This is a genomic window from Gilliamella sp. B3801 (genome assembly GCF_026536645.1).
GTDB classification, from domain to species: Bacteria; Pseudomonadota; Gammaproteobacteria; order Enterobacterales; family Orbaceae; genus Gilliamella; species Gilliamella apicola_I.
On the sequence record NZ_JAFNNR010000009.1, the window covers coordinates 97,582 to 123,092 of the forward strand.

A 25,511-nucleotide genomic window follows, 5' to 3' on the forward strand; every position below is an offset into this window, starting at 1 on the left:
AATGACGACTTCTATAGACAAAAAAATTGATGATTTGCTAAAACAGCATCCCGATCTAAAAAATATTGCACCGTTTGTTGATGCTAATGCAACAACGCCTTATTTAAAAGATGAGTCAAAATACACACGTAAATTATGTGATTCTATCGAACAAGCAATTCATAAATGTGAATTACGTGATGGAATGACGATCTCTTTCCACCATGCTTTTCGTGAAGGTGATAAGGTCATTAACAAAGTTGTTGAAACGATCAGCAAACTTGGTATTAAAAACTTAACGTTAGCATCAAGCTCATTGTTAAGTTGTAACTCTGCTTTGATTCCACATATTGAAGCAGGTGTGATTACCAAAATTTATACCTCTGGTTTACGAGGTAAATTGGCTGATGCTATTTCACATGGATTAATGGATAATCCTGTTCATATTCACTCTCACGGTGGACGAGTAAAACTTATTCAAAGTGGTGAAATTAACATTGATATCGCATTTTTAGCTGTTTCAACAGCGGATGAGCAAGGTAATGCCAATGGTGTATCGGGTAAATCTCAATGTGGTGCATTGGGTTATGCGATGGTTGATGCGCAATTTGCGAAAAAAGTAGTCTTGTTGACTGAAGATATCGTTGGTTATCCAAATCATCCGGCAAGTATTCGTCAGGATCAAGTCGATTATATTGTTAAAGTCGATGAAGTTGGTGACCCGACTAAAATCAGTGTCGGTGCAGCGCGAATTACCAGCAATCCACGTGAGCTAATGATTGCTCGCTATGCTGCGGATGTCATCGAGTACTCTGGCTATTTTAAAGACGGCTTCTCAATTCAAACCGGTTCAGGTGCGTCTTCAACGGCAGCCACCCGATTCTTAGAAAATCGTATGCGAGCTAAAAATATTACTGCCTCATTTGCATTAGGTGGTATTACAGCAAGTATTGTTGATTTACATGAAAAAGGGTTAGTTAAACGTTTACTTGATACGCAAAGTTTTGATGGTACCGCAGGACAATCTTTAGGTAAAAACCGAGATCATATCGAAGTTTCAACCAATGTCTATGCAAACCCTGCATCGAAAGGGGCGAGTGTGGATGAGTTAGATATTGTTATCCTTAGTGCATTAGAGATCGATCTTGATTATAACGTTAATGTATTAACAGGATCGGATGGTGTTATGCGGGGTGCGTCTGGTGGTCACTGTGATACCGCGGCCGGTGCAAACTTAACCATTATTGTTGCGCCATTAATTCGTAGCCGTATTCCAACTGTGATTAAGAAAGTGACAACCGTTGTAACACCAGGTGAGAGCGTTGATGTGCTTGTAACTGATCATGGTATTGCTGTTAACCCTAATCGTCCAGAAATCGCTGAACGTTTAAAAGCAGCAAACTTACCGGTAATGAGCATTGAAGAGCTTTACCAACGTGCGGTGTCATTGACTGGTGAACCAAAACCAATTGAATTTAAGGATAAAATTGTTGGTATTGTTCATTACCGAGATGGTTCGGTGATTGATGTCGTACGCGAAGTTAAAGACTAACTAACTTGCAATAGCATGACATGATGACATGCTATTGCCTTCTTTTATCTAAATAGCAGACAAGATCACAATGATAGTAAAATTTGATGATGGTACACCAATCACGCTTGAACAGATGTTACTTGCTAAAGAAAAACGAGTTGCCAATCAACTTTTTGCAATCACACACTATCAACAACCAATCATCTCACTTTGTTTGGTTATTCCAGGGGCTATTAAAAATAGTAGTGGAGCACACTATCTATTTAATCAAGCGATCCAAGCATTACATCACTGTTTGAGTACAAACAATATTACTATCGTGAATGAACAGCATTATTATCAAATCACAGGGTTTGAAGCGATTATTTCGGTAGCTTGCCAAACAGAAAAGTTAAAACAATTTTGTATTGATATTGAAGATAATCATCCTTTAGGACGATTATGGGATATTGATGTCATTGATCCCACTACCCAACAGAGCCTTTCTCGAGCTCAATTTGAACAACATCCAAGGCAATGTCTAGTGTGTGATGAAGTAGCAAAAATTTGTGGACGAGCTAAACGACACTCACTTGATGAGATATTTACCGCAATTCAAAATAAAATCATCCATTACAGTAAATAACATTTGAAACTCATTATTAAAATCAATTAATTAAATCTTAAAAGGATTGATGAAAAAGATTATAATAGTGGAAATCATCAACCCATAATTTAATTGTATAATTAAAGCTAAATAGCCGCTAATGCTTGTTTTAAATCACCGATTAAATCATCAATATCTTCTAATCCAACTGAAATGCGTAATAGTTGATCGGAAATGCCAGCCGTCATACGAGCTTCGGCACTAATTCCTGAATGGGTCATCGTTGCAGGGTGACAGACTAAGCTTTCAACTCCACCTAATGATTGTGCCAAGGTAAATATATTCAGCGCTTTTAAAAATTTAGGCATAACATCAGCATTGCCGGCCAATTCAAAACTTAAAAGAGAGCCAAATCCTTTTTGCTGTTTTTTAGCAATATCGTGACCAAGATTAGACGGTAAAGATGGATGGAAAACTTTAGCAATTTTAGGATGATTCACTAAAAACTCAACTACCTGTTTAGCATTGTCTTGTTGTAATTTGACACGAGCAGCTAAAGTACGTAATCCACGCAATAATAAGTAGCTATCAAACGATGATGTTAACGTTCCAATGTTGTTTGCCCACCATAAGACATCTGTTGCTAATTTTTGATCTTTGAAGACCAGAATACCAGCCAATAAATCGGAATGACCATTTAAAAATTTGGTACAAGAATGGGTGACAATATCAGCTCCAAGTTCTAATGGCTTTTGTAGAATAGGTGTCATAAAAGTATTATCCACTAATACAATTGCACCCACTTCATGCGCTTGTTGAGTGATCGCTTGAATATCGACAACACGCAAAAGAGGATTACTTGGTGATTCAATCAAAACTAATTTAGGACCTAGATTTAACGCTTCTTTCAATGCAACAGGATCGGACTGATCAACAAATTTTGCTTTAAAATGACCTCGTTCACTTAAGCTGTTAAATAACCGATAACTGCCACCATAGCAATCATGAGGCGCAACCACTAAATCATTAGGGGATAATAATGCAACGCTAACTAAATGAATGGCTGACATTCCACAATTCGTTAATATAGCATCCGCTCCACCTTCCAATTTTGAGACGGTTTGTTCAACTAATCGTCGGCTAGGATTTGATTTTCGACCATAATCAAATTCTCTGGGTTTTGCAAACTCTTCATAGCGGTAACATGTTGAAGGTGTAATCACTGGAACGACACTACCGTATTGATCATCGGTATTTAGACCACCCCGGACAGCAATCGTCCCTTGATTTAAATTAGCACATTGGCTTTGATTGTTAGATTGATTAGCCATAATAACCTTCCTAGACCTCTTGATTTATTCTTAGATATCAGTTGTATAAGAATAACACAATTAATAAAGACGTCAACATGTCTAGACGTCTAAGTATCTTGGTGTGTAGATTGCAGTAAAACAAAAAAAACGTTAAAATTATCCACATTATTTGTGATGTAATTTGGTGGAAAAATGATGAAATGGAATGGCGACTATATCAGCCCTTATGCAGAGCACGGTAAAAAAAGTGAGCAAGTAAAAAAAATTACTGTTTCAATTCCGTTAAAAGTCTTAAAGATATTGACTGATGAACGTACTCGTCGACAAGTGAATAATTTGCGTCATGCAACCAATAGTGAACTTCTTTGTGAAGCTTTTTTGCATGCTTATACAGGGCAGCCTTTACCATGTGATGAAGACTTACAAAAGGATCGAGAAGATGGTATTCCACAGCAAGCTCAAAAAATGATGAGGGATTTAGGTATTGATCCTGATCTGATTGATGAATAAAAATTAAATGGTTATCATCGTTCAGTATCATTAGAGAAGGGATATAAAAAAGGCGCATAAAGCGCCTTTTTTATATGATAATAACGAAAAAATCGTTACAACAAAAACTATTTTTTACCGCCAACCATTGAAAAACGTTGTTTGAATTTATCTACACGTCCACCAGTTGCAACATCACGTTGTTTACCAGTATAGAATGGGTGACACTCACCACATACGTCAAGATGAATATCATGACCAATAGTTGAATGAGTTTTGATAACATTACCGCAAGAACACGTTGCTGTAATTGCTTTATATTCTGGATGAATACCTTCTTTCATAATAAGCCTCTAGAGTTGGTTCGTATCGCTATATAAACGGCTGTGAAAGCAAAGTCTATACACCATACGAGTGTTAAAAAACATGATTAAGGTTGCGAATTATACGCTTTAAACTGCTGGTAATCAAGCAATAAAAGCCTTGTTTAAACAGGTAACTGACCAATAGTTACTTGTAACTCAACCTTTTCACCGTTTCGCAATACTACTATGGGGACGGTTGTGCCTGGTTTCAACTCGGCTATTTGATCCATTGTTTGAATAATGGATTTTACAGGCTTGTTATCAACCATAATTAAAATATCATCTGTTTGTACTCCGGCTTGTAAAGAGGGGCCTTCGGCATTAGTAACCAAAATACCTAAAACAACCGGCATATCGCTTGGATTTCGAGTAGGCGTAAATTCTAATCCATCAATACCAATATAACCGCGAATTATTTTGCCGTCTTGAATCAGTTTATTCATTATCTTTACCGCTAAGGCCGTTGGAATGGCAAAACCGATACCTTCGGGTACTTCATTTCCTAAATTTTTAGCAAAGGTTAGGGTGTTAATTCCAACTAATTCACCTTTAGTATTGACTAGTGCCCCTCCAGAATTACCATGATTAATTGATGCATCAGTTTGAATAAAGTTTTGTCGACGATAAGGACTTAAACCATCACGTCCTGTTGCACTGATAATACCTTGCGTAATGGTTTGCCCAATATTATATGGATTACCAATAGCTAAAACAACGTCTCCAATCTTTGGTTCTCGGTTAGGATTGATGTGAATTGTTGGTATATTGGTAGCTTCAATTTTAAGAACTGCAATATCAACCAGTTTATCAGAACCAACAGTTAGCGCTTCAAAAATTCGTCCGTCTTGTAAAGCAACGATAATTTGTTCTGCACCATCAACAACATGATAATTAGTAATAATGTAACCCTGCTTACTCATAATTACCCCAGAACCTAGTGGTGTAATTGGGTTATCTGTCGATTGTTGAGACATTGCATTCACTGAACGGCTGTAGATATTCACAACCGCTGGTGCAGCAATTTTGACAGCATCAGAATAACTTATGGGTTCGTTATCAAAGATTGATCTTGAAAAGTTTGATTGTGTTCCATTGCGCAAGGTCGGAAATATAATCAATAGCACTATCGCTAAAACAGTACCAATCAATATAGGCCATAAAATTTTCTTAAGCATAATGATTTGATTGTAAAGGGTGATAAGAAGATTTTAGCACATCTGACTAGATGTTGAAATTAATGATTTTCGTCGATACAAAAGCATCGACGAAAAAAAATTTATTCAGGAATTAGCGTAAAATTAAATATAAACGGCTATCACCCCGAACAATATTTAGCGCAATTGCAGATGGTTTGCTGTCAATAATTTTACGAAGATCCGCAATATTGTTGACACGTGTTTTATTTACACCCGTGATAAGGTCGCCTTCTTGTAGGCTTAAACTTGATGCAGGTGAATTTTTAGCAATGCTTTCAATAATTACACCTTTTTGTCCTTTAATTTCACCATTAGTTAATATAGCGCCGTCAAGGGAAGCGTGTAAAGATTTTGCTTCGGTCGTCGATTCGTCGCTATTTTTTAATTTTACACTAACGGTTAGATTTTTACCGTCACGAATTAAACCTAATTCAACAGTTCGTCCAACACCAGCTGTAGCAATTTTAGCTCGTAATTCGGCAAAACTATCAACGGGTTTTCCATCCATTGACACAATCACATCGCCAGATTTAATACCGGCTTCCTTTGCGGCCGAGTCATCGATAACTTCACTAACAAATGCGCCTTTTTGAATTTCGAGATCAAACGCCTTTGCAATATCAGAAGTTAATTCATTCCCTTTTATACCTAATACACCCCGTTTGACTTCGCCAAATTCAATTAATTGCGAAGTTAAATTTTTCACCATATTACTTGGAATCGCAAAACCGATACCTACATTTCCACCACTAGGTGCAATAATGGCGGTATTAATTCCAACTAATTCACCATTTAAATTGACCAAGGCTCCACCTGAATTGCCTCGATTAATTGACGCATCTGTTTGAATAAAATTCTCAAAACCATTCATACTAAGTCCACTACGAGCAAGCGCGGAAATAATACCCGAAGTAACCGTTTGACCAATTCCAAAAGGATTACCAATTGCCACAACATAATCACCAACACGTAATTTATCTGAATCAGCGAGTTTCAGTGCGGTTAATTTTTTACCATCTTGAATTTGCAGTAATGCAATATCACTTTGTTGATCTTTACCAATTAATTTGGCTTGATACTCATGACCATCATTTAAAGAAATAATGATTTTATCTGCATTTTCAATAACATGATTATTGGTTACTACGTAGCCTTTTTCAGCATCAATAATGACACCAGAACCTTGACCAGTAAACGCTCTCGATTGACTGTCAGGATAACCAAAGAAACGTCTAAATTCTTCTGGCATGTTATTTTGCATCTGAGCAACACCTTCAACTTTAATGCTAACAACAGACGGTAATACTGTTTCTAGCATTGGAGCCAAACTCGGTTTTTCAGTATTATTATCGGTAGGTATCGATGGAAAAGCAGCATAAGCATTTGAAAACATCGATAAACTTATACTTATACTTAAAGCAATAACACTTAATAGTTTTTTTTGTTTTTTTACTGAATTGTTCATTTTACAACTCTCGCTTTTCGAATAATTTAAAAATAATAGAAACTTATACTAGCGTTTACTAGTGAATTCGTATTAAGACCGTTGATCATCCGTTTTAAATAAATTTGAAGGATTATCAGAATAATCTTTAGGTTGCTTTTCTAAAACTAATTTTGGGCTACTGTCAGAATTATTTTCATCAAGACTAAGATTAGGCATATTTTCGCTACCAATAATCTGTTGCGAATTTTCTGCCATATGTTGATAAAGACGTCTAAACTCTTTAGCCATATTATCTAAGATTTCAGCACTGTGGGAAAAATGTTGAGCAATCATTTGTTTTTGAGTTTTCAACTCTTCTTGTGCTTTATCAAGCTCTCGTTTGGTATTTGCATATTGACGAGCTTTAGGACTAACCACATTCATTAAAATAGCGCCAACAATCAAGCCTATCACTAATCCAATTAAAATATAAATGATGATGTCTTTTTCCATAAATTACTCCTTGTACTTTATATAGTCTGATTATATAAAATTAATATAAACTTGCTCGTTATCATTTTGCATGGTTAGCAAGTTTAATCAATTGTTTTTTTAGTTTATTTGGTGCATTTTCTGCTAATGCATATAAATAAGTTGCACTAATTTGTGTCATGGTACTGTTCATTGTAGCATCATTTGACGAATGATTAACCCTTTGGGATGAAGGTGCAGCAATATCAGGATTAATACGATATTGAATTGATGCTAAAGATGGCAATAGGTTTTTGCGAATACCGGTTAATAAATTGCTTTGTTCATATTTTAGCCGAGTAAGCCAACTCGCTGAACTGACTTCAAGAATGAGAATACCTTGCCTAAAATTAGATACCCGACATTGAACATTTAACGGAGGAGGCAATAGATCAAATACAACATTAGCTAATTTCTTTAACGCATATATTCTTTCTTGAATATGCAATAAAGAAGAATCTTGCGTCAAAATTGACGAAAGTATTTGTGGTTCATTATCACGCATAGGCTAACCTCATGCTCTCCATTATGATCTTTTGCTCTGTTTAAAAACATACGCAATATATGACTAAAATAATTTAGCGCATCTAATAAAAAATATCTTACTAAAAAAAAACATTTACAGATAGTTAAAAAATCTTTTTCAAATTGTTAATCTAGCATACTGAAAATAAACAATTTGTTTTTGAAGTCGATACTTTAAAGGAATAGCACCGTTTAAAAACGTTTATTTCAAGTAATAGCATAATTATCGTTTTATAAAAAAGGAAATCATCATTTATAACTATTATTTTAACAAAGATATCCAAGCAGTAAATGACTAAAAGAAATAATTGATACAGATTACTTATGTCGCTAATTTAATTTGATATATTTCAAATTAAAACATAAAAAATTGTTGAAAATTGTAAATAAATGACGTGGATTGTAATTTAAATAAGATTATCATTGCCGATTATAAAAATTAATAACAAAACTTAAAAAAAATTTAATTAAACAGAAAAAGTATAAATAGTATGAAGCGATTGGGTTATCGTATTATGTCACTGTTTTGGTTTTTTGCATCTTAATTGTGTTTGTTAAAATATTCGCTTTAAATTATGTCCTGATCTAAAACCTGTATTTCAAACCGTATATTAATGATTTCTGTTCAATGACACTAAAATATTAAATACGGTGATTTTGGTTTAATACTTAATAAGTTTAGAAAAATTTAATTCAAATAAAACGTGTTATTATTTTAATAAACATGATTGAATTTTATTGATTTCTTTATTTAGTGCATCGATAACTAAGTCAGGATGTGATCGTTGTAAAGTTTTAACGTTTTCAAAACCATCATTTACTGTCGAACCCGTATATTGTTGAGCCTGTTTAATGTTGCTAAATAGATAATGAATATTGTTTTGATGGTGAGTAGCCGTTAAAGTATAACTGACAAAATATTTAGCGTTATAATGATAGTCGGTTATGGCATTGGCAACAACATGATTTCCTTCAACTAGCTTAATCGTTTGCCCCCCATTTATTGTGATCGATTGTTGATTAGGGATGTTGTATGAATACCACCAAGGTGATCCAAAATAACTTTCATTTGTTAGCACAACTGGTCCATTATTGAGTTCTTGTGCAATACACAGCGACAAGGAAGAATGAAGATTTTGGGTTGGTATTGTTTTGCTATATTTATTGAGAATATCATCGCCCGATGCGTTTTGTGATATTTCGACGCCTTGGGTTTGATAAATCGACGCCATTTTGGGCGATGTACAGCCCGTTAGCACAGCAACAAGAGTGAATAAAATTATAAACGCTTTCATGGCTAGCTCCTCATAGGTGTTAAATGGTTTATTGATTAGTTTACTCATATCGATAAACATTAACCATAAATTGATATTTAAAATTGAATGAAAAGAACCAATGTTAAAAATGTGGAAATCAATAACAATTTTAGACGTTATGCGAGTGAGGTAAATAATTACCTCACATCATTAAGATAATATTAAACCTTTTTACCACGAATTTTTCGTGATAATCGTTTAAATCCATGGGTAAATTTTTTAATTGCCATTGCCATAGCCGGAACTTTAATCTTAATATTAAATCGTTCTTGCAGTTCTATGGCATCGTTAGCTTTGGTTAGCCAAATAAACCCTGAATTTGTTAAATCGATAGCTTTAATTTTACCATCTGGCGTTAAAATAAAATTACCGCCATGCACATCGTTAGAGACTAAATTATAATGATGAAGTTTTTCGATACAATTTTTGACTTGTTCGCCATGTAATTTCATTTCGTCCCTTGTTAATGAACGACCTTCGATAAAATTAAAAATCATATAGTGGCGTTTAGTTTTTTTATCGAATGCGACTAAATAAAGCTCATAAGCTATGTCGCATTTATCCTGCGAAATTTTAGCTAATTTGTGGATTAAATTGAAATAAAAATCACCGGTTATTTTGGCAATCAGTCGACGTTCCAAACGATTTTCAACGCCACCATCAATTTTAAAAATAAATTTGCTTTGATTATGATTAATTAAATAAGTATATCTTTCAATACGATCACTAGGATCCAGTAATTCATGGTGACCTTCCTCTGCCAGAAAGTGATCAAACAGTTCAAGATAGTCAATTTCATCATTTTGGACGTAAGCGAACTTCATATCACCACGTTCAGTTTCAATTATATTTGCAAAGTTATTCAAATTACTTGGCTCCAACATACAACAACACAATTGGTTTATCTTAAACACTATCTATCTTAAAGTAAATGAAACGATGATAATTATAACGTTTACATAACCTAATTATAATCATCAAAATTTTGCGCTGATTAAAATGTTTTCTTATAATTGAAAATTATTGATAAATACGTTAACTGCTATTGTTTACTATGCTAAATAAGTCATCAGTTTGGTTTCTCTATATTATTAAAACGGCTAATCAAACATTCTATACCGGTATTACTACAGATATAAGTCGACGTTTACATCAACATCAAACTGGTCAAGGAGCTAAATATTTGAAAGGTCATCAAGATCTTACGCTTGTCTATCAAGTTTATGTTGGGGATAAATCCACAGCTTTAAAGCTTGAGTATCGTATCAAACAACTTTCTAAGACTCATAAAGAAAAACTTATTGCACAATCTCCTAACTTAACAGAATTATTGGCAAGATTCATTGCTAACTAATTTATTTTTAGATGAGTTTATAATTCAAAATGCCGACATCAATGCTAAAGGTGGTGAGTAAATTGCTTTAGTTTGCTGTTCAAATTCCTTGAGTTGTTGATACCAAAAATCAACATCTGTGATCCAAGGAAAAGCAGCAGTAAAAGCTGGGTCTTGCCAACGTGTAATAATCCAAGCCAGATAATGAACCATTCTCATTGCTCTTAATGGCTCAATTAATTTAATTTGTTGACTATCAAAATCGTTAAACTCTTGATACATTTCTATTAACGCATTAAGTTGTAGACGTTGTTCTTGCCGATTACCATTCAGTAACATCCATAAATCTTGAATTGCAGGGCCATTACGTGCATCATCAAAATCGACAAGTATGGCTTGGTCTCGCCATAATATATTACCAATATGACAATCACCATGTAAACGGATGCATTGCCAATCATTATGCCAATGTTGTTCAACGGCTTTAATTAGGTGTGTCAGGTTTGTTCTAAGCGCTGAATGAATATTTTTAGGAATAAACTGACAAGATAAAAGTACCTCTTGAGGCTGATAAAGGTACTCTTCAAGACCGATTGTCGGTCGGTGTATAAAGTTTTTTTGAGCGCCAATTTGATGCATTCGTCCTAATAACAGTGAGACTGACTCCATTTGTTCAATGTTATCAGATTCATATTGTCTGCCGCCTATACTTGGAAAAAGCGAGAACAAATAACCTTGATATTCATGCAGAGTGTTGTTATTGACTATTATAGGCGTAACAACAGGGATTTCAGCATCAAATAATGCTTGGGTAAATTGATGCTCCTCAAGAATTTGCTCTCGATTCCAGCGATGTGGACGGTAAAACTTAGCAACATAACGTATTCGCTCTTCATCCATAAATTGGTAGACACGATTTTCATAGCTATTTAATGCTATTAAACCCGAATCAACACGTATCCCGATAGACAATAAACAATCAAGAATAAATTCAGGGGATAGCGCTTGGAATGAAAAAGCAGGATGATGCATTAATTTTCTCTTTTATTGTTGGTTAAACCATTCGTTTAATTGCCATTTTAATGGTTCAAGACCAATACGTTTTGGTGATGAGAAAGGGGATACTGTAATATCACCTTGAAAAGGTAAGATGGCTTCTTTGACCATATTTACTTGTTTTTTGAGCGCTCCAGACGCCAGCTTATCTGCTTTGGTCAATAACAACATGACGGGAATGTTCACCGATACCGCCCATTCAATCATCTGTTGATCTAAATCTTTTAAAGGATGTCTTATATCCATTAATATCACTAAACCTTTAAGGCTTTCACGTTTTTGTAGGTATTCCCCTAATGACTTCTGCCATTTTCGCTTGATTGTTTCTGGCACTTGCGCATAACCATATCCTGGCAAGTCAACCAACCGACAATTAGGCTCGACTTCAAAAAGATTAATAAGCTGAGTCCGCCCCGGTGTTTTACTGGTTCTGGCCAACCCTTTTTGGTTAGTCAGCGTATTAAGCGCACTCGATTTTCCTGCATTTGAGCGACCGGCAAATGCGACTTCTACACCACCGTCAAAGGGCAAATGTGAAATATCTGGTGCACTTAATATAAATTTAGTTTTTGCATAATTTAATGGTCGAATATCGTACATAAATAAGTATCCTATAAATGCGTAGACAGCATTTAATCGATTAAAATGCTGTTACTGTATAGAAAAACTTAAGCATTGACAACTTTTTCAACGGCTTTTGCAAATCGGTTCATCCCTTCTTGGATTTCATCTTCTGATATAATCAGTGAAGGTGTAAAACGTAATACATTTGAACCGGCATTTAAAATCATTACTTTATATTCTGTTGCGACGTTCAAAAAATCGCGAGCTTTGTCATGAAACTCAGGTTGTAATTCAGCGCCAATAAGTAACCCTTTTCCTCGATATTCTCTAAACACATTGAATTTGTCATTAATTTCTTCCAGTTTAGCAATAAATATTGCTCGACGCTTTTCGGTCCCTGAAAGCACGTCTGGTGAATTGATAATATCAAACGCTTCACAGCCTACTGCACAAGCAAGAGGATTACCACCATAAGTGGTACCATGTACACCAACATGCATCACAGAGGATACTTGATCGGTGGTTAACATTGCACTAATCGGGAATCCGCCACCCAATGCTTTAGCGGAGGTTAAAATATCCGGTATCACATTGTATTGTTGATAGGTGTATAAACTGCCTGTTCGTCCCATGCCACATTGAACTTCATCAAATATTAGCAAGGCATTATATTCATCACAAAGCAACCTAACACCATTCAAAAATTCAGGTGTAGCCGATGCCAAGCCGCCTTCCCCTTGTACCGGTTCAAGGACGACCGCACAAGTATGATCATCCATGACCGCTTTAACAGTATTAAGATCATTAAACGGAACATGAACGATATCAGCTGGCTTAGGGCCAAATCCATCGGAATATTTTGCTTGACCTCCAACAGAAACCGTGAAAAAAGTGCGTCCATGAAAAGATTGGTAAAAAGAAATAATTTTAGTTTTATAAGGATGAAACTTTTTTGTGGCATAATAGCGAGCAAGTTTGAACGCTGCTTCATTGGCTTCCGCCCCTGAATTGGCAAAAAATACGCGATCAGCAAAAGTATGGTCAATCAGTTTTTGAGCAAGCATTAATGCCGGTTCATTAGTAAACACATTGCTGACATGCCACAATTTTTGACTTTGTTCTTGTAATGCTTTGATTAATCTTGGGTGGCAATGCCCTAAAGCGTTGACTGCAATGCCACCAGCAAAATCGATGTACTCTACGCCATTTTGATCCCAAATCCGGCTACCTTCACCTTTAACGGGGATAAATTGTGCGGGTGAATAAACGGGTAAAATGACTTTATCAAACAGTTCTCGAGAAACGTTATGTTGCATTGTTACATCCTTACCTATATTGACATGTTGTAATCTATTTTATGCCAAATAGAGGTTTAGTAAAGTAAATAATTATTCATTTAATTTGAATTAAAATTCAGTTTGAAAGTTTTGCGCAGGATAGCGACCGAATAATTTTCTTCTTTTACATAATTGTTTTCAGTTATAATTGGACACTATTTTTAATTGTATTTGGAAAAAGATTAATATGAGCCGCATTATATTTTGCCATTATTTACAAGAAGAATCGGAAGGTTTGGATTTTCAGCTATATCCGGGAGAGCTTGGCAAGCGTATATATAACGAAATTTCAAAACTAGCTTGGCAAGAATGGCTTAAAAAACAAACCATGTTAATCAACGAAAATAAACTCAATATGATGAATCCTGAACATCGAAAAAAAATTGAAGATGAAATGGTTAAATTTTTATTTGATGGTGAAGATATCATTATTGATGGCTATAAACCACAAAATTGAGAAATCACATGAAAAATAACATAAAAATTATTACATTATTTGTTACTGCAAGTTTTTTAGCGGGTTGTCCTAGTAAAAATGCAAATTTCGATAATGAAGATTATTATGTTAAAGATACCAATGCATTTAATATTTTAATCAGCCAATATGCTAATAATATTGAACAAATATGGGGGCCCAAAGAGGTGCTTATTGCGGGACCTAAAGATTATGTTCAATATGAGGATAATTTAGAAACGCGAGTTCATATTAACTTTGTTTCTGGGGTGATTACGATAGAAACATTGTCTGATATGCCCATAATCAGTTTAAAAGATGCTATTGTTTCAACGCTACTAATGCCAGAACCAGATGATATTATTCGTCATGGTAAAATGGGGCAAGATCAGTCACAAGAGCCTTTTTTGTATAATCAGGTGCTTGACCAAGAAATGCAACCTATTCGTTGGAGTGGTAGAGCCAATAACTTTGCTGACTATGTTCTTGCTCATAATATGCAAGTTCGCACATCGGGTTCTCATCAAATTACTTATGTTGAAATTAAACTTGTTCCTAATCATATCAATCAGCGCGCCAGAAAATTTTTACCGTTAGTGATTGAAGCATCAAATCGTTACCTTATAGATGAACGATTAATTTTAGCGATTATGGAAGTTGAATCGGCATTTAACCCCTATGCTGTGAGCCGTAGTGATGCACTTGGATTAATGCAAGTTCAACAACATACTGCTGGACGCGATATTTTTTCATTAAGGGGAAAATCAGGGGAACCTAGCAGGCAATTTTTACTCGATCCTAAAAATAATGTTGATATGGGTACCGCTTATTTATCATTATTAAAAACAAAATATCTAGCAGGGATTAATAATCCTATTTCTTTGAGATACGCAATGATAACATCTTATAATGGTGGTGCAGGTAGTGTACTTCGTACCTTCTCTAGTGATCGTAACGAAGCGATTAACATTATCAATTCTATGACCCCACAGCAAGTATATCGAAAATTGGTTACTTCCCATGTTTCACAAGAGTCTCGCAACTATCTTATCAAAGTCAGTAGTATATTAGACAATAGGTAGGATATAAAATAGTCATGCCATCATATTATATTGATTTATTTATATTATGATGGTCTTTGTTAAAGAAACAATAGTTATTTAATTAATCCCGATTTGTTAATTTTAAATTTCACTTCTTAAAAAAAGCTTACCGTGAAGGTAATTGAAATTGATAATAATCTGTTTTATTTGCTGTTTAACCGCTTACAACTCTTAGCAAATAAGGAGTTGATGCGGTTTCAACCTAAACTTAGAATAAGTGAAAATAATAGTAAAGTTTTAGCTATTAAATTTTTAGTAAATTTTATCTTTTCTTTATATCGTTTAAGGTCATCAACCTAAATTTAATAACAGAGTTGCAATAAAATGAAAGGAAATTCTAATTCATGAATAAATGTAAACGGTTCCGTATTTTTTCTGATCTGGTAATAGGTTTGTTGATTTTGCTTGGATCAATTTTTGCTTTCGCTAAAACAATGACTAATTTAATCATGCTTAGATCTATTGATGATGAATTAAATACAACAGAAAAATTGAACTCAGGCATCTACCATTCTGGACTCTCCTTACAAAAGTTATTTCTTGCTTCTTTGGGATTTTATAAAGATACAAATTATCCGATTAAAAATGTCGGATCTCACAATGAGATATATCAGCAACCTAATTTAGATAATCACCGTCAATTAGAAACATTGTTTTTCAGTCATAGCCATTTTGTTACAGCGCTATTTGAAAAGACTGTTACTGTTATAAAAGAACTATTATCAATAGACAATAAATACAGTGTAATCTCGGCTGCTCAATACGGACTTTTCAAAAACAATGTTAATGCGGCATCCTTTCAGATTTTAGGTCAATGTGTTGTGCAAGATAGCAATTTGCTAACTAATTTATTTCAACGAAAAGATAGAGCGTATAAAAAATACACATAAAGATATTAACTTGATGATATCTTGATAGTTTAAGACAAATATTTATTATTTATTGATCGTTTTATTCGATCAATATGTTATGTCAGCTCAAAAAGTCTCAAACTAAAATGTTATTTAAATCATTAATTATTAATTAAATGTTAACTTAAAACGATAATCGGTATAGATGTTAATAAAAGACATTTAACTGAACTAACAATAAATAAAAATAATAGCTATTAAAAGAAAGGAAATAAATTAGATGAAAAAACATAACTGGACCCGACATCCGCTTTGTTTGGGGATAAGTGTTGCTTTTTTACTCGGCTCAAATGGTGTTTATGCCGGTACGGATAACGTGCCCAAATTGAACATTATCCGGGATGAGTTTAATGCAGAAGAAAAGCTTAATTTAAGTATCTATAATCCTAAAGTGAAGTTAACTTCACAAGGATTATTTACAACACCAATGGGGCTTTATGTTTATACCAACTATCCAACCAAAATTGCGGAATACCAAATCACCATTTACCGACAATCTGATTTAGATAACCAATATCCCTTAAAGACGTTCCGTTTTAGTGATATCAGCCCTTATGAAGCGGTATTATGGAATGGCAATACGGATAATGGTGAGCCATTATCGATTGATAGCGAGTATAAAGCGATTTTAACCACCACCAGTTATGACGGTTTGAAAGACAATGTTTATGCGACATTTTTTAAGACATTAGGTTATGGCAGTGCACAAACCGACAGTGATTTTATTTCCTATAGCAAATCTAACCTCCAATCTACCTCGTCGAATTTATTATTTGGCCAATTAAAATCAGACAGCACCATACCGGGCTTTGGTGAAAGCCGAATAAACCATCAGGGCATCGTCACCAGTGCGCAAGACCGTAAAGTGGTCATTCAAATGGCGGGACTGGAAGATAAAAAAGCAGTGATGCTCAATGGTGAGCGCTTAGTGGTGGACGACAATGGTCGAGCCATGCGCGAGATAATTTTATCCCCGGGTGAGTATCAGTTTGATTTAAGCTGGCAGGATGAGCAGGGTCAGACCTACACACAGCAGGAAAAGCTGGTGGTGGAGCAGGAAGATGACCTTTTCTATGTGGGCATAGTGGATGTGACGTATGCGCAAAACAATGTCAGTGGCGAAGGACAATCCATACTGGAAGAGGCAGACAGTCATCACTACAGCGGCAAAGGGAGCTGGGATGGACGGGTTGCTTTTTACTTAAAAGCGAACAAAGGTGATTATCGCATTACCGCCCATTTAGACACAACGGAAACCCGGCTGAAAAATGCGTTCGGTCATTTAGGTGAAAAAGACCCGACCCGTTTTATCCGTGAAATCGACCCGCAAGCTTACTACCCTACTCATGGTGATGGTTCGACCACTGAGCGGGATGTGGATACGGAAGGGAAGTTTTATCTCAAAATAGAGAAAGGGAAAAGTTACGGGTTATGGGGTAACTATAACACGCAGATTACCGGCAATGAGTTTGCTAACTTTAACCGCAGTTTATACGGTGCACAATTGTCTCATGAAAGTGAAGGTGTGACCGGATATGGTGATACCCGCACGTACGGGACAGTGTTTTTATCGAACGGTGAAACACGGGGCAGTCATGTTGAGTTAGCCTCGACTGGTGGTAGTTTGTATTTTTTAAAACATCAGCGTATTACCGAAGGGAGTTTAAAGCTGTCAATGGAGGTACGTGACCGTAATACCGGTCGGGTACTGAGCACCGGGACGTTGACGGAAGGTGTGGACTATGAAGTCAATCAGTTTCAGGGTCGGGTACTTTTAACCAAGCCACTGCCTATGACGGCACAGGGTGAGACGGGGAGCTCGATAATTGAAGGCGGTAATCTGTTAGGGGGTAACCCGGTCTGGATTATTGCGGAGTATGAATATTATTCAGACGGTTTTGACTTTAACAGCGAAAAAGTGTTTGGTGGTCGTGCTTATCACTGGTTAAACGACCATGTTCGAATTGGCGGGACGTATATCAATGAAGACCAGTCAAGCGGCGATACGTATGAATTAAAAGGGGTTGACCTGATAATACGACCAACGCAGGGGACACATACCCATGTGGAGTATGCGAAAAGCAAGGCGGGGATGAATGATATCTATGTGTCGAGCAATGGTGGTGTCTCGTTTAATCAAACGACGTTATCAGGTGATACCCGTGGTGCGGCATGGAAGATAGAGCAAACCATCAACTTTGATGACTTTACCGATGAGGATGTTCCGCTGAGTTTTAAAGGGTATTACTCGATGCAGCAGGAAGGCTTTTCATCGTTTGCCAAAGCCCGTAGCAGTGATTTGGAAGAGTGGGGTGGCGAGTTACGTTATGACTTTGAGCCGGATAAGCGAGGGGTATTAGTTTCTTACAGCAATGAAAAAGACAAGGGTAACTATGTAGAACGAATAGCCCGTGCGCAATATTACACTACGCTGGGCGATTTATATAAAACCACATTAGAGCTGGAGCACCGCAATAACCACAATTATGGTGAGGACAGCACGCATGAGATGCTGGTGGCGGCGAAACTGGAACGCTCGTTTTTTGACGGACGGGACAAAGGTTACATCATTCAGCAGTTGACGTTAGGCAAATCGGGTGATGTGTCAAATGACAACCGAACGACGGTAGGATACAGCTCTCAGATAACGGACAGCATTAATATTGGCGCGGAATTATTTGTGTCGAACCGGGGAGGCGGTGGTGGCATCCAGGGCAGCTGGGATGTGAATGACCGCACCAACTTATACACGAAGGTACTCAATGATGTGGACTCAAGTTCGGGTCGCGGTATTACAACGGTATTTGGTGGTCGAACCAAGGCGACGAGTCAAATGGAATTATATTCCGAGCGACAATTTAAAACCAACCGCATAGACCACACGACATCGGATGTTTATGGGGTGAGTTATAAACCGACGGAAGCCCAATTTATAGAGGGGTCTTACTCGATAGGTCGTGTGAGCAACCGTCACCGCAATCACACCAGTTTAACCGGAAATGATGAAACTCGTCGTGATGTTTGGGCGGTGGGATACGGTTATAAAAATGATGTTTTCCAAATCCGTAATCGTGTGGAATACCGAATCGATAACGGCAATGAACGCATAAGACAATGGGTGACTACTAACCGGGCGAAGACGGTGGTCAATGAAGACTTAAGCTGGCTGGTACAGTTTGATTTTGCCAAGACGTTAGGGGAGCACAGAAACAACAGTGAAGTGGTGAGTAACTACACGGAATCGATGGTTGGTTTTGCTTACCGACCGAGAGCGATAAACAACCTGAACTTATTTGGTAAATTGACGTATGTGTATGGATTAGACCCGGATGACCAGTTGATAGTGAACTCAACGTCATCAAGCGGTAAACGTTATACGTCGAGCTTGTATGACCAAAAGAGCTGGGTATGGTCATTAGAAGGTGTTTACGAATGGAATGCGAACTGGGAAACGGCGTTTAAAGCGGCGCACAGACAGGGTCATTTACGTTATAAAGGTGAAAGTGACTGGTACTCATCGGGTGCAAGTTTGTATGCGGTGCGTGTTAATTACAAGACAGGCGACTGGGAATATCAGGTTGAAGGTCGAACGCTACGAACAAGTCTGGCAGATGACCACAAAGACGGATTGGTGACCAGTGTTTATCGTTATATTGGCGACAACATCAAGATGGGCGTGGGTTACAACTTCACGGATTATAACGACAACTTAACACACCTGAACTACCGTTCACGAGGTTGGTTTGTCAATGTAGTGGGGAGTTTCTAATGAACAGTTGGCAAAAAGTTACCGGTGTAGAAAAGCACTTACCGAAGATGCAGTTCAATGCCCCAAGTGTTGAAAAACGTAAAGAAGAGAAGAATTTACGCATATCAGGAGAGAAGATAATGCGAACTGAGCATAATGCAACAGTGCAAAAGACGATGCTAAGAAGCATAAAGCGCTTATTAGCTTCTGCGTTGATATCGATGACGACGATATCAACAGCATATGCCTTTGATATAGGTGGAAAAGTCTATTTAGATTATGATAATACGGCCAGTAAAACAGAAATGCCGTTAACGGGTTTAAAAGTTGAATTATATGACAGTAATCAAAAGTTACTATCGGACACGACCACAAATCAGGACGGTAGCTATAAATTAGATGCGCCGTTACTGGGGACATATAAGGTTGTGGCAAAGACGACGGAAGGTGAAACCATTGATCGTTCAGTGCAACTTATCGTTGATACCGGTGCGTCTGCTCAGAACTTATTTATCAAAGGGCAAGGCGGTGATATTCATTTAGATGTTAAGGATGAAAAAGGTAATGGCGCCAAAAATATTCCCATTAAACTAATTAATTCTGCATCAACAAAAGAGTTAACGCTTGCCACCAATGATAAAGGTGAAATTGACATCAAAAATACTTTAAAAACCTATAAGTATGACCTAATTGTTGATATTGAAGATTTTATTGCTGACTCAAGTAATCAAACTAAATATACCTTATGGGATGCAACATTACCCGATAATTCGCATAAATACATTAATACGATAGAGTTTAATATGAATGGTACCAATCAAAAAGGTGCATTCAATATAAAACCACGTAATGAATGGGGCGTCGATGGAATCGTAGCTATAGATCAAAACAATGACGGTATCTATGGTGCTGATACGGATACTGGCGCATTAGGTATGAATGTCGAGCTTTACTATCCCGGCACGACAACCAAAGTTTTGGGCACAAAAACGATAACTACAAGCGATGATGGTCTATATCGTTTTAAAGATTTAGCGGTGGCGAGTTATGACATAAAAGTAACCAATGTGAAAGCGCCTTATATTCCACTTAGCAAACTTGAACAAAACATCAAAATAACAGATGCAAATAACCAAACAAGTGGTCCGACATTTTTATTAAAAATTGATCCAAATGATTCAAGTTTATCTGGTATATCGGGTCAGGTATTTGTCTTATCAAATCAGTTTTTGCCTAGGGGACCTGATTCTGGTAAGCCTTATAATATATTACCTGTATCAAATACGACTTATTTAGAAACCCCCGTCGATCTTTATCAATACGATGATAGTACATGGAAAAAGATTGCTACACAAACAACAAATAAGAGCAATGGATTATATCAATTCCGTGGTTTGGCGATCGGCAAAGATTATAAAGTAGTCATTAACGAATCCGGTATAGATTTAAATTCCTATATTTTTGTGAATGATTCTGATGGTAAATCAACCAGTACTTCACCAAAATCAAGAAGTAGCCATAAAGGGAAAGTAAAACTTAGTAATGGTACTCAGGCTAATATCGCTCCTAAAGAAATTATTGTTGTTGGTTTAGGTAAAGGAACCCAATCGAATCGAAACTTTTGGTATTCTCCCCTTCGAGAGAACTTAGGAACGTTAAACGTTGAAAGCAATATTAGAACAGCTAATTCAACTACAGCTTGGGGTGGTATTGTTAATGGTGTCAGCCCAACACACACTGCTACAACTTACATGAAAGTCTCTTTTTATGAAGAAGACGGCGTAACTCCGCTTCTTGATAAACAAGGAACCCCATTAGCTGCAACACTCGGCAAACGTGGTTCGTATGGCGTGCTCGGTGCGCTCGGTAGGGTAGCTGCTCCGATTGATCATGCCGGGTTATATACTTATAAAATTGATGATATTAATGACGAAATTGAAGTTGACTATTCGAGTGGTGATTATATTTTAACGATACAAACGGAACTTTCACACTCGAATGCTATGTATTTCAAACCTAAAAAGCCGAATACGCTATCTGGTTATGTTTACTTAAATAATAGTCATTCTGGCGCTTTGGGTGATTATAACCCAGATGAAGATACAGCAATTAAATTTGCTCAGGTATCGTTATACAAAAAGCAGTCAGATAATACATGGAACTTATTCACAATTTTTGGTACGAATCAGGACGGTTATTATAATTTTACAAATCTACCGGATGGTCAATATCGTGTTTTAACTAGACCAAGTTTTTCTGCTGGAAGTAATTTTAATTCACAAGATATTGAACTTGAAAATAATGATCAAAATACTGGCGTTGAAAATAACCAGTCAGTTTTTGAAATAAAAATTGAAGGTGGAAAAGCGCATAATAAGGGAACTAACTTTTGGTATAAGCTGAAACAACAAGATTATGTTGTTCGTGGTAAAGTTTACCTAGATACATATTCTGGCAAAGGGGTATTAGAAGTTAATATTCCAGGGACTTATGATGATCTACCACTTTTTGATGCGACAGTCTTACTTTGTAAAGATAACAATGCTTGTGTAATAGGCGGACAAAGTGTTATTGCATCTAAAAAAACTGGTTCTGATGGGCTTTATAAATTTACCGGCGCTGATGGGCTAACAGCTGGAAAAGATTTTATCGTTAAAGCATTACGTAAAAGCGTAACAGCAGTAGAAAATAGCAGTCAAGATCTTGCAGCTAGCCATAAAATTCGATTTGACAAACTTGGTGCACCAATTGTTAAAAATTTTCTAATGCAAGGAAAAGGTAATATTCGTGCTATGCCTGTTAATGATATGAATGGCGATAGGTATGGTTCAGATTCAGAGAGAGGGACTAATACATCAAATGTTTATTATTGGGATAAAAACAGTAATGATTATCAGTATTGGGGTAAGTTCTGGACGATGGAGCTATACTCATTACCGGAAGGCAAATACCGTATAGTTCACACTCCGGGCAATGATTTTATCGACATTGCGGATGTGGATCCAGCAACACCACCAGGAACGTTAGATTTTGAAGTATTAGCCGATGGTTCACTTGCCAATAATTTAGATAAAAATAAATTATATCTAATGCAAGCTCAAGTTGTACCATCAAATACGACCGAGGCAATTTCGGGCAAGCTTTATCTGGATGTAACAGGTTCTAAAAACAAAGACGGGGCAGCTGAGCTCACTAAAGAAGAACTTATTCAATATAATAAAGGTTTGCTAACCGTAAGTGGTATTTTTACCCCTCGCATCTACCCGGGATATTTTAACGGTAATGTTGACGATATTTTGGATCAAGTTGACTTTATCGATAAAAGTGTACAATACACGGGCGAATTTGCTTATACAGCCGCGAATTCAACGCGAGGAAAATTATATCTAACCAATATGTTATTACGTTTAACTGGTCTGGATACCACGCAATTTGAATTGGTCGGTAACAGTGGTCAGTTAAAAGGCGCTTATCTGCCAACAAAAGTACAAACAAATCTGGAATATATGCAAGTTGCGCCTTCAGGTTTATTGGGAGCACCAGATCAGTACTGGTTAGTAAAACTGAAAAATGATACAGAGATCAGTGGTCGACTTTATTACGATTATGACGATGATGGTTTTTTTACTCCGGGCACAAATGATGTTGTGATTTCGGGTGTCACCGTTGAGTTATATCGTAATGGTGAACTCTATGCAAAAACTAAAACCGATAAATCCGGTCTATATAACTTTAAAAATTTATTTAATGATACTTATACCGTTAAAGTTACTGAACAGGGTTTAGATAAACAACGTTATGAATTAAAAAATGTTTCAGATACAGTTACGGGCATTGCCATTAATGAAAAAACACCAAAAGTAACGGGTGATAATTTAGATTTTATTTACAAGAAAAACGGCGATGCGGCGATCACCGGTCATGTAATGGTTGATATTAACAATAATGGCACACTAGAAAATTATGTTAATAAAACAGGGGACATGGCGATACCGGATATAAACGTCAAATTATATAAATTTGATGGTTCCAATCGTACGTTTTATCGTGAAGTAAAAACGAATGCAAAAGGTTACTATAGTTTTAGTGGTATTGATTTAAATACTGATTATATTGTAGAAATTGAACCCACAAAAGATTTTGGTGTTATTGCTAATGCAGAGGGTAACACAAATATCAATTTAAAACCGATTCACTTTGAAGATGTTGGAAAGACAGTTCAAAACCAATACTTCTTATTGGCAGGAAGTTCAAATAGTTCACCGTCAGCTGGTATAAACAGTAGTTATGCAATCAACAGCGGAATTTCTGGAAAAACCTTGTTAAATGGTAGCGATCCAGTTGAGCCAATTACTCAAGTTTTAATTGGTTTACGTGATGCAAACAATAACGAGATTGCACGTCAGTATACCAATGATAAAGGTGAATACCACTTCTATAATCTATCCCAAGGGAAGTACAGCATTAATATTGTCGCTTCACCAGATGGTTATTCATTAGTTAAAAACAGTAAAGGTACCACTCAACCAATTGATACTTTATCTGGTCTAGATTTAACTAATGTGGGTATAAAAGACAATAATTTCTATTTTAAACAAGCGAGTGATGAAGGTATTGGTGGTAAAATCTATGTTGATTATGCCGATAATAATACCGATTTTAATCAGTTAAATGAGTTTGCCTATTTACTTGATAGTGCGATCACGTATACCGTTGAGCTACGTGACGGTTTAGATGGAACTGGTAAGCTATTAATGACCCAACAAACCGTAGATGGTGAGTATCATTTCTCTAATCTGGTGTTTGGTGATAATGCTAACTATTCTGTGGTACTGAAATTAGACGCTAATGCCGACCATGAGTTTAAACAAAGCTCAGCAGGTAACGATCCGAAACATATTGTTATTCCGGTTGCGAATTTACCAAAAAAAGGTTCACTGGATAACAATTATCTGTTGGTAGGAAAATTAAAAATCGATGGTTATGTCTGGGTTGATGAAAATGACAGCAAAGACAGACAGGGTGATGAAGGGCTTAATGGCATTAATGTGACCCTTAATTATCAGGCACCGGGTGCAACGGATTATGTCGAGCTTAAAAAGGTTAATACCGACACTTCAGGTCACTATCAGTTTGAAAAATTACCGAAAGGCGGTAACTATCAAATTAAGGTTAGCACACCGGAAGGAACGGAATTAATTGCGGACACTGTCATAGCCGGAAATAGTGATAGCTTTGAGTTTAAAACGTTAAAACAAAATGAGTTAGACAAAAGTTCAGCGTATAAATATATTGCCATGATCAAAGGTCATGTCAGCATTGATATAGACAACAGCCGAACCCACTCAGCGATTGATGCGGATTTATCCGGTTTAGCATTAACTCTGACTAAAACGGGTAGCACAATTACGAAACAAGTGACCACTGACAGTAAAGGTAACTTTGAGGCGGGCAACGTATCGGAAGGCGATTGGATTATCACCGAGGACAGTTTACAAACCGTGGCTGACTGGGATGGTTATCAATTGAGCTATACGGATATAGGACAAGGTGCAGTTAAAGCCGGATCACCTAACTTATCGCTAAAAGTGCATGTTGCTGATAATAAGTCATTAGTTAACGGAATAGAAATAGGTTATCACGGCAGTGCGGTTATCAAAGGTTATGTGGTGATCGATGCCGATAACGACGGAAAATACAGCGCAAATGATATTGCCTTTGGCGCATTAAGTACGCCAATTACGC

20 protein-coding genes are annotated in these 25,511 nt (G+C 36.5%); 9 read left to right on the forward strand and 11 right to left on the reverse strand.

Translation table 11 applies throughout. The features are described 5' to 3' along the window. Position 1 precedes the first annotated feature (1 nt). Both citF and citX read left to right on the forward strand, forming a co-directional pair. Positions 2–1,531 (forward strand): citrate lyase subunit alpha, encoded by a 1,530-nt coding sequence (citF, locus tag J3U14_RS09145; RefSeq protein ID WP_267351946.1) that lies wholly within the window; start codon positions 2–4, stop codon positions 1,529–1,531. A 70-nt stretch (positions 1,532–1,601) separates the two neighbouring features. Continuing rightward, complete coding sequence (citX, locus tag J3U14_RS09150; protein WP_267351944.1) at positions 1,602–2,138, forward strand: citrate lyase holo-[acyl-carrier protein] synthase; 537 nt, start codon at positions 1,602–1,604, stop codon at positions 2,136–2,138. 107 nt (positions 2,139–2,245) lie between these two features. On the opposite strand, the gene metB is transcribed toward citX, so the two are convergent. Next, a complete protein-coding gene (metB, locus tag J3U14_RS09155; protein WP_267351943.1) occupies positions 2,246–3,430 on the reverse strand; it encodes a cystathionine gamma-synthase in 1,185 nt (394 codons plus the stop codon). A 174-nt stretch (positions 3,431–3,604) separates the two neighbouring features. On the opposite strand from metB, the gene metJ reads away from it, so the two are divergent. Further along, entirely contained in the window at positions 3,605–3,922 is a 318-nt protein-coding gene (gene metJ / locus J3U14_RS09160) for a met regulon transcriptional regulator MetJ (RefSeq protein ID WP_065559663.1), read from the forward strand. A 107-nt stretch (positions 3,923–4,029) separates the two neighbouring features. Here the strand turns inward: metJ and rpmE are convergent, their stop codons facing one another. The 7 genes from rpmE to J3U14_RS09195 all read right to left on the reverse strand — a co-directional run bounded on the left by rpmE (position 4,030) and on the right by J3U14_RS09195 (position 10,126). Further along, positions 4,030–4,245 (reverse strand): 50S ribosomal protein L31, encoded by a 216-nt coding sequence (gene rpmE, locus J3U14_RS09165; RefSeq protein WP_065559662.1) that lies wholly within the window; start codon positions 4,243–4,245, stop codon positions 4,030–4,032. Positions 4,246–4,388: 143 nt separating this feature from the next. Then, positions 4,389–5,441: an outer membrane-stress sensor serine endopeptidase DegS gene (gene degS, locus J3U14_RS09170; RefSeq protein WP_267351941.1), complete on the reverse strand. Its 1,053-nt coding sequence runs from the start codon at positions 5,439–5,441 to the stop codon at positions 4,389–4,391. A 112-nt stretch (positions 5,442–5,553) separates the two neighbouring features. Then, positions 5,554–6,927, reverse strand: coding sequence for a Do family serine endopeptidase (locus J3U14_RS09175; RefSeq protein WP_324101220.1), 1,374 nt, complete (start codon positions 6,925–6,927; stop codon positions 5,554–5,556). Positions 6,928–6,999: 72 nt separating this feature from the next. Beyond that, a complete protein-coding gene (locus J3U14_RS09180; protein ID WP_065559659.1) occupies positions 7,000–7,401 on the reverse strand; it encodes a ZapG family protein in 402 nt (133 codons plus the stop codon). Between the two features lie 61 nt (positions 7,402–7,462). After that, positions 7,463–7,924, reverse strand: coding sequence for a DUF721 domain-containing protein (locus tag J3U14_RS09185; RefSeq protein WP_267351938.1), 462 nt, complete (start codon positions 7,922–7,924; stop codon positions 7,463–7,465). Positions 7,925–8,654: 730 nt separating this feature from the next. Then, positions 8,655–9,239, reverse strand: a complete 585-nt coding sequence (locus J3U14_RS09190) for a hypothetical protein (protein WP_267351936.1) — start codon at positions 9,237–9,239, stop codon at positions 8,655–8,657. Between the two features lie 182 nt (positions 9,240–9,421). Further along, positions 9,422–10,126 carry a lipopolysaccharide core heptose(II) kinase RfaY gene (locus J3U14_RS09195; protein ID WP_267351935.1) on the reverse strand — a complete coding sequence of 235 codons (705 nt, stop codon included), beginning with the start codon at positions 10,124–10,126 and terminating at the stop codon, positions 9,422–9,424. 188 nt (positions 10,127–10,314) lie between these two features. Between J3U14_RS09195 and J3U14_RS09200 the strand changes: the two genes are divergently transcribed. Further along, on the forward strand, positions 10,315–10,614 hold the full coding sequence (locus J3U14_RS09200) for a GIY-YIG nuclease family protein (RefSeq protein WP_267351934.1): 300 nt from the start codon (positions 10,315–10,317) through the stop codon (positions 10,612–10,614). A gap of 24 nt (positions 10,615–10,638) precedes the next feature. Here J3U14_RS09200 and J3U14_RS09205 read toward each other — a convergent pair whose 3' ends face one another. From J3U14_RS09205 to J3U14_RS09215, 3 genes are all read right to left on the reverse strand, one after another. After that, positions 10,639–11,625: a serine/threonine protein kinase gene (locus tag J3U14_RS09205; RefSeq protein ID WP_267351933.1), complete on the reverse strand. Its 987-nt coding sequence runs from the start codon at positions 11,623–11,625 to the stop codon at positions 10,639–10,641. Between the two features lie 12 nt (positions 11,626–11,637). Further along, positions 11,638–12,249 (reverse strand): ribosome biogenesis GTP-binding protein YihA/YsxC, encoded by a 612-nt coding sequence (yihA, locus tag J3U14_RS09210; protein WP_065559653.1) that lies wholly within the window; start codon positions 12,247–12,249, stop codon positions 11,638–11,640. A gap of 68 nt (positions 12,250–12,317) precedes the next feature. Further along, positions 12,318–13,529, reverse strand: a complete 1,212-nt coding sequence (locus J3U14_RS09215; RefSeq protein ID WP_267351931.1) for an aspartate aminotransferase family protein — start codon at positions 13,527–13,529, stop codon at positions 12,318–12,320. 208 nt (positions 13,530–13,737) lie between these two features. Here J3U14_RS09215 and J3U14_RS09220 point away from each other — a divergent pair, with 208 nt between their 5' ends. The 5 genes from J3U14_RS09220 to J3U14_RS09240 all read left to right on the forward strand — a co-directional run. Then, entirely contained in the window at positions 13,738–14,007 is a 270-nt protein-coding gene (locus J3U14_RS09220; RefSeq protein ID WP_065559651.1) for an oxidative damage protection protein, read from the forward strand. An 8-nt stretch (positions 14,008–14,015) separates the two neighbouring features. Beyond that, positions 14,016–15,086, forward strand: a complete 1,071-nt coding sequence (gene mltC / locus J3U14_RS09225; protein ID WP_267351928.1) for a membrane-bound lytic murein transglycosylase MltC — start codon at positions 14,016–14,018, stop codon at positions 15,084–15,086. A gap of 365 nt (positions 15,087–15,451) precedes the next feature. After that, positions 15,452–15,997: a hypothetical protein gene (locus J3U14_RS09230; protein ID WP_267351926.1), complete on the forward strand. Its 546-nt coding sequence runs from the start codon at positions 15,452–15,454 to the stop codon at positions 15,995–15,997. 241 nt (positions 15,998–16,238) lie between these two features. After that, the gene (locus J3U14_RS09235) at positions 16,239–19,787 is read left to right on the forward strand and encodes a hypothetical protein (RefSeq protein ID WP_267369636.1); all 3,549 of its coding nucleotides are present in this window, start codon (positions 16,239–16,241) and stop codon (positions 19,785–19,787) included. After that, positions 19,787–25,511: SdrD B-like domain-containing protein (locus J3U14_RS09240; RefSeq protein ID WP_267369639.1), on the forward strand; the 5,725-nt coding region annotated here is incomplete at its 3' end. The genes J3U14_RS09235 and J3U14_RS09240, both read left to right, overlap by 1 nt.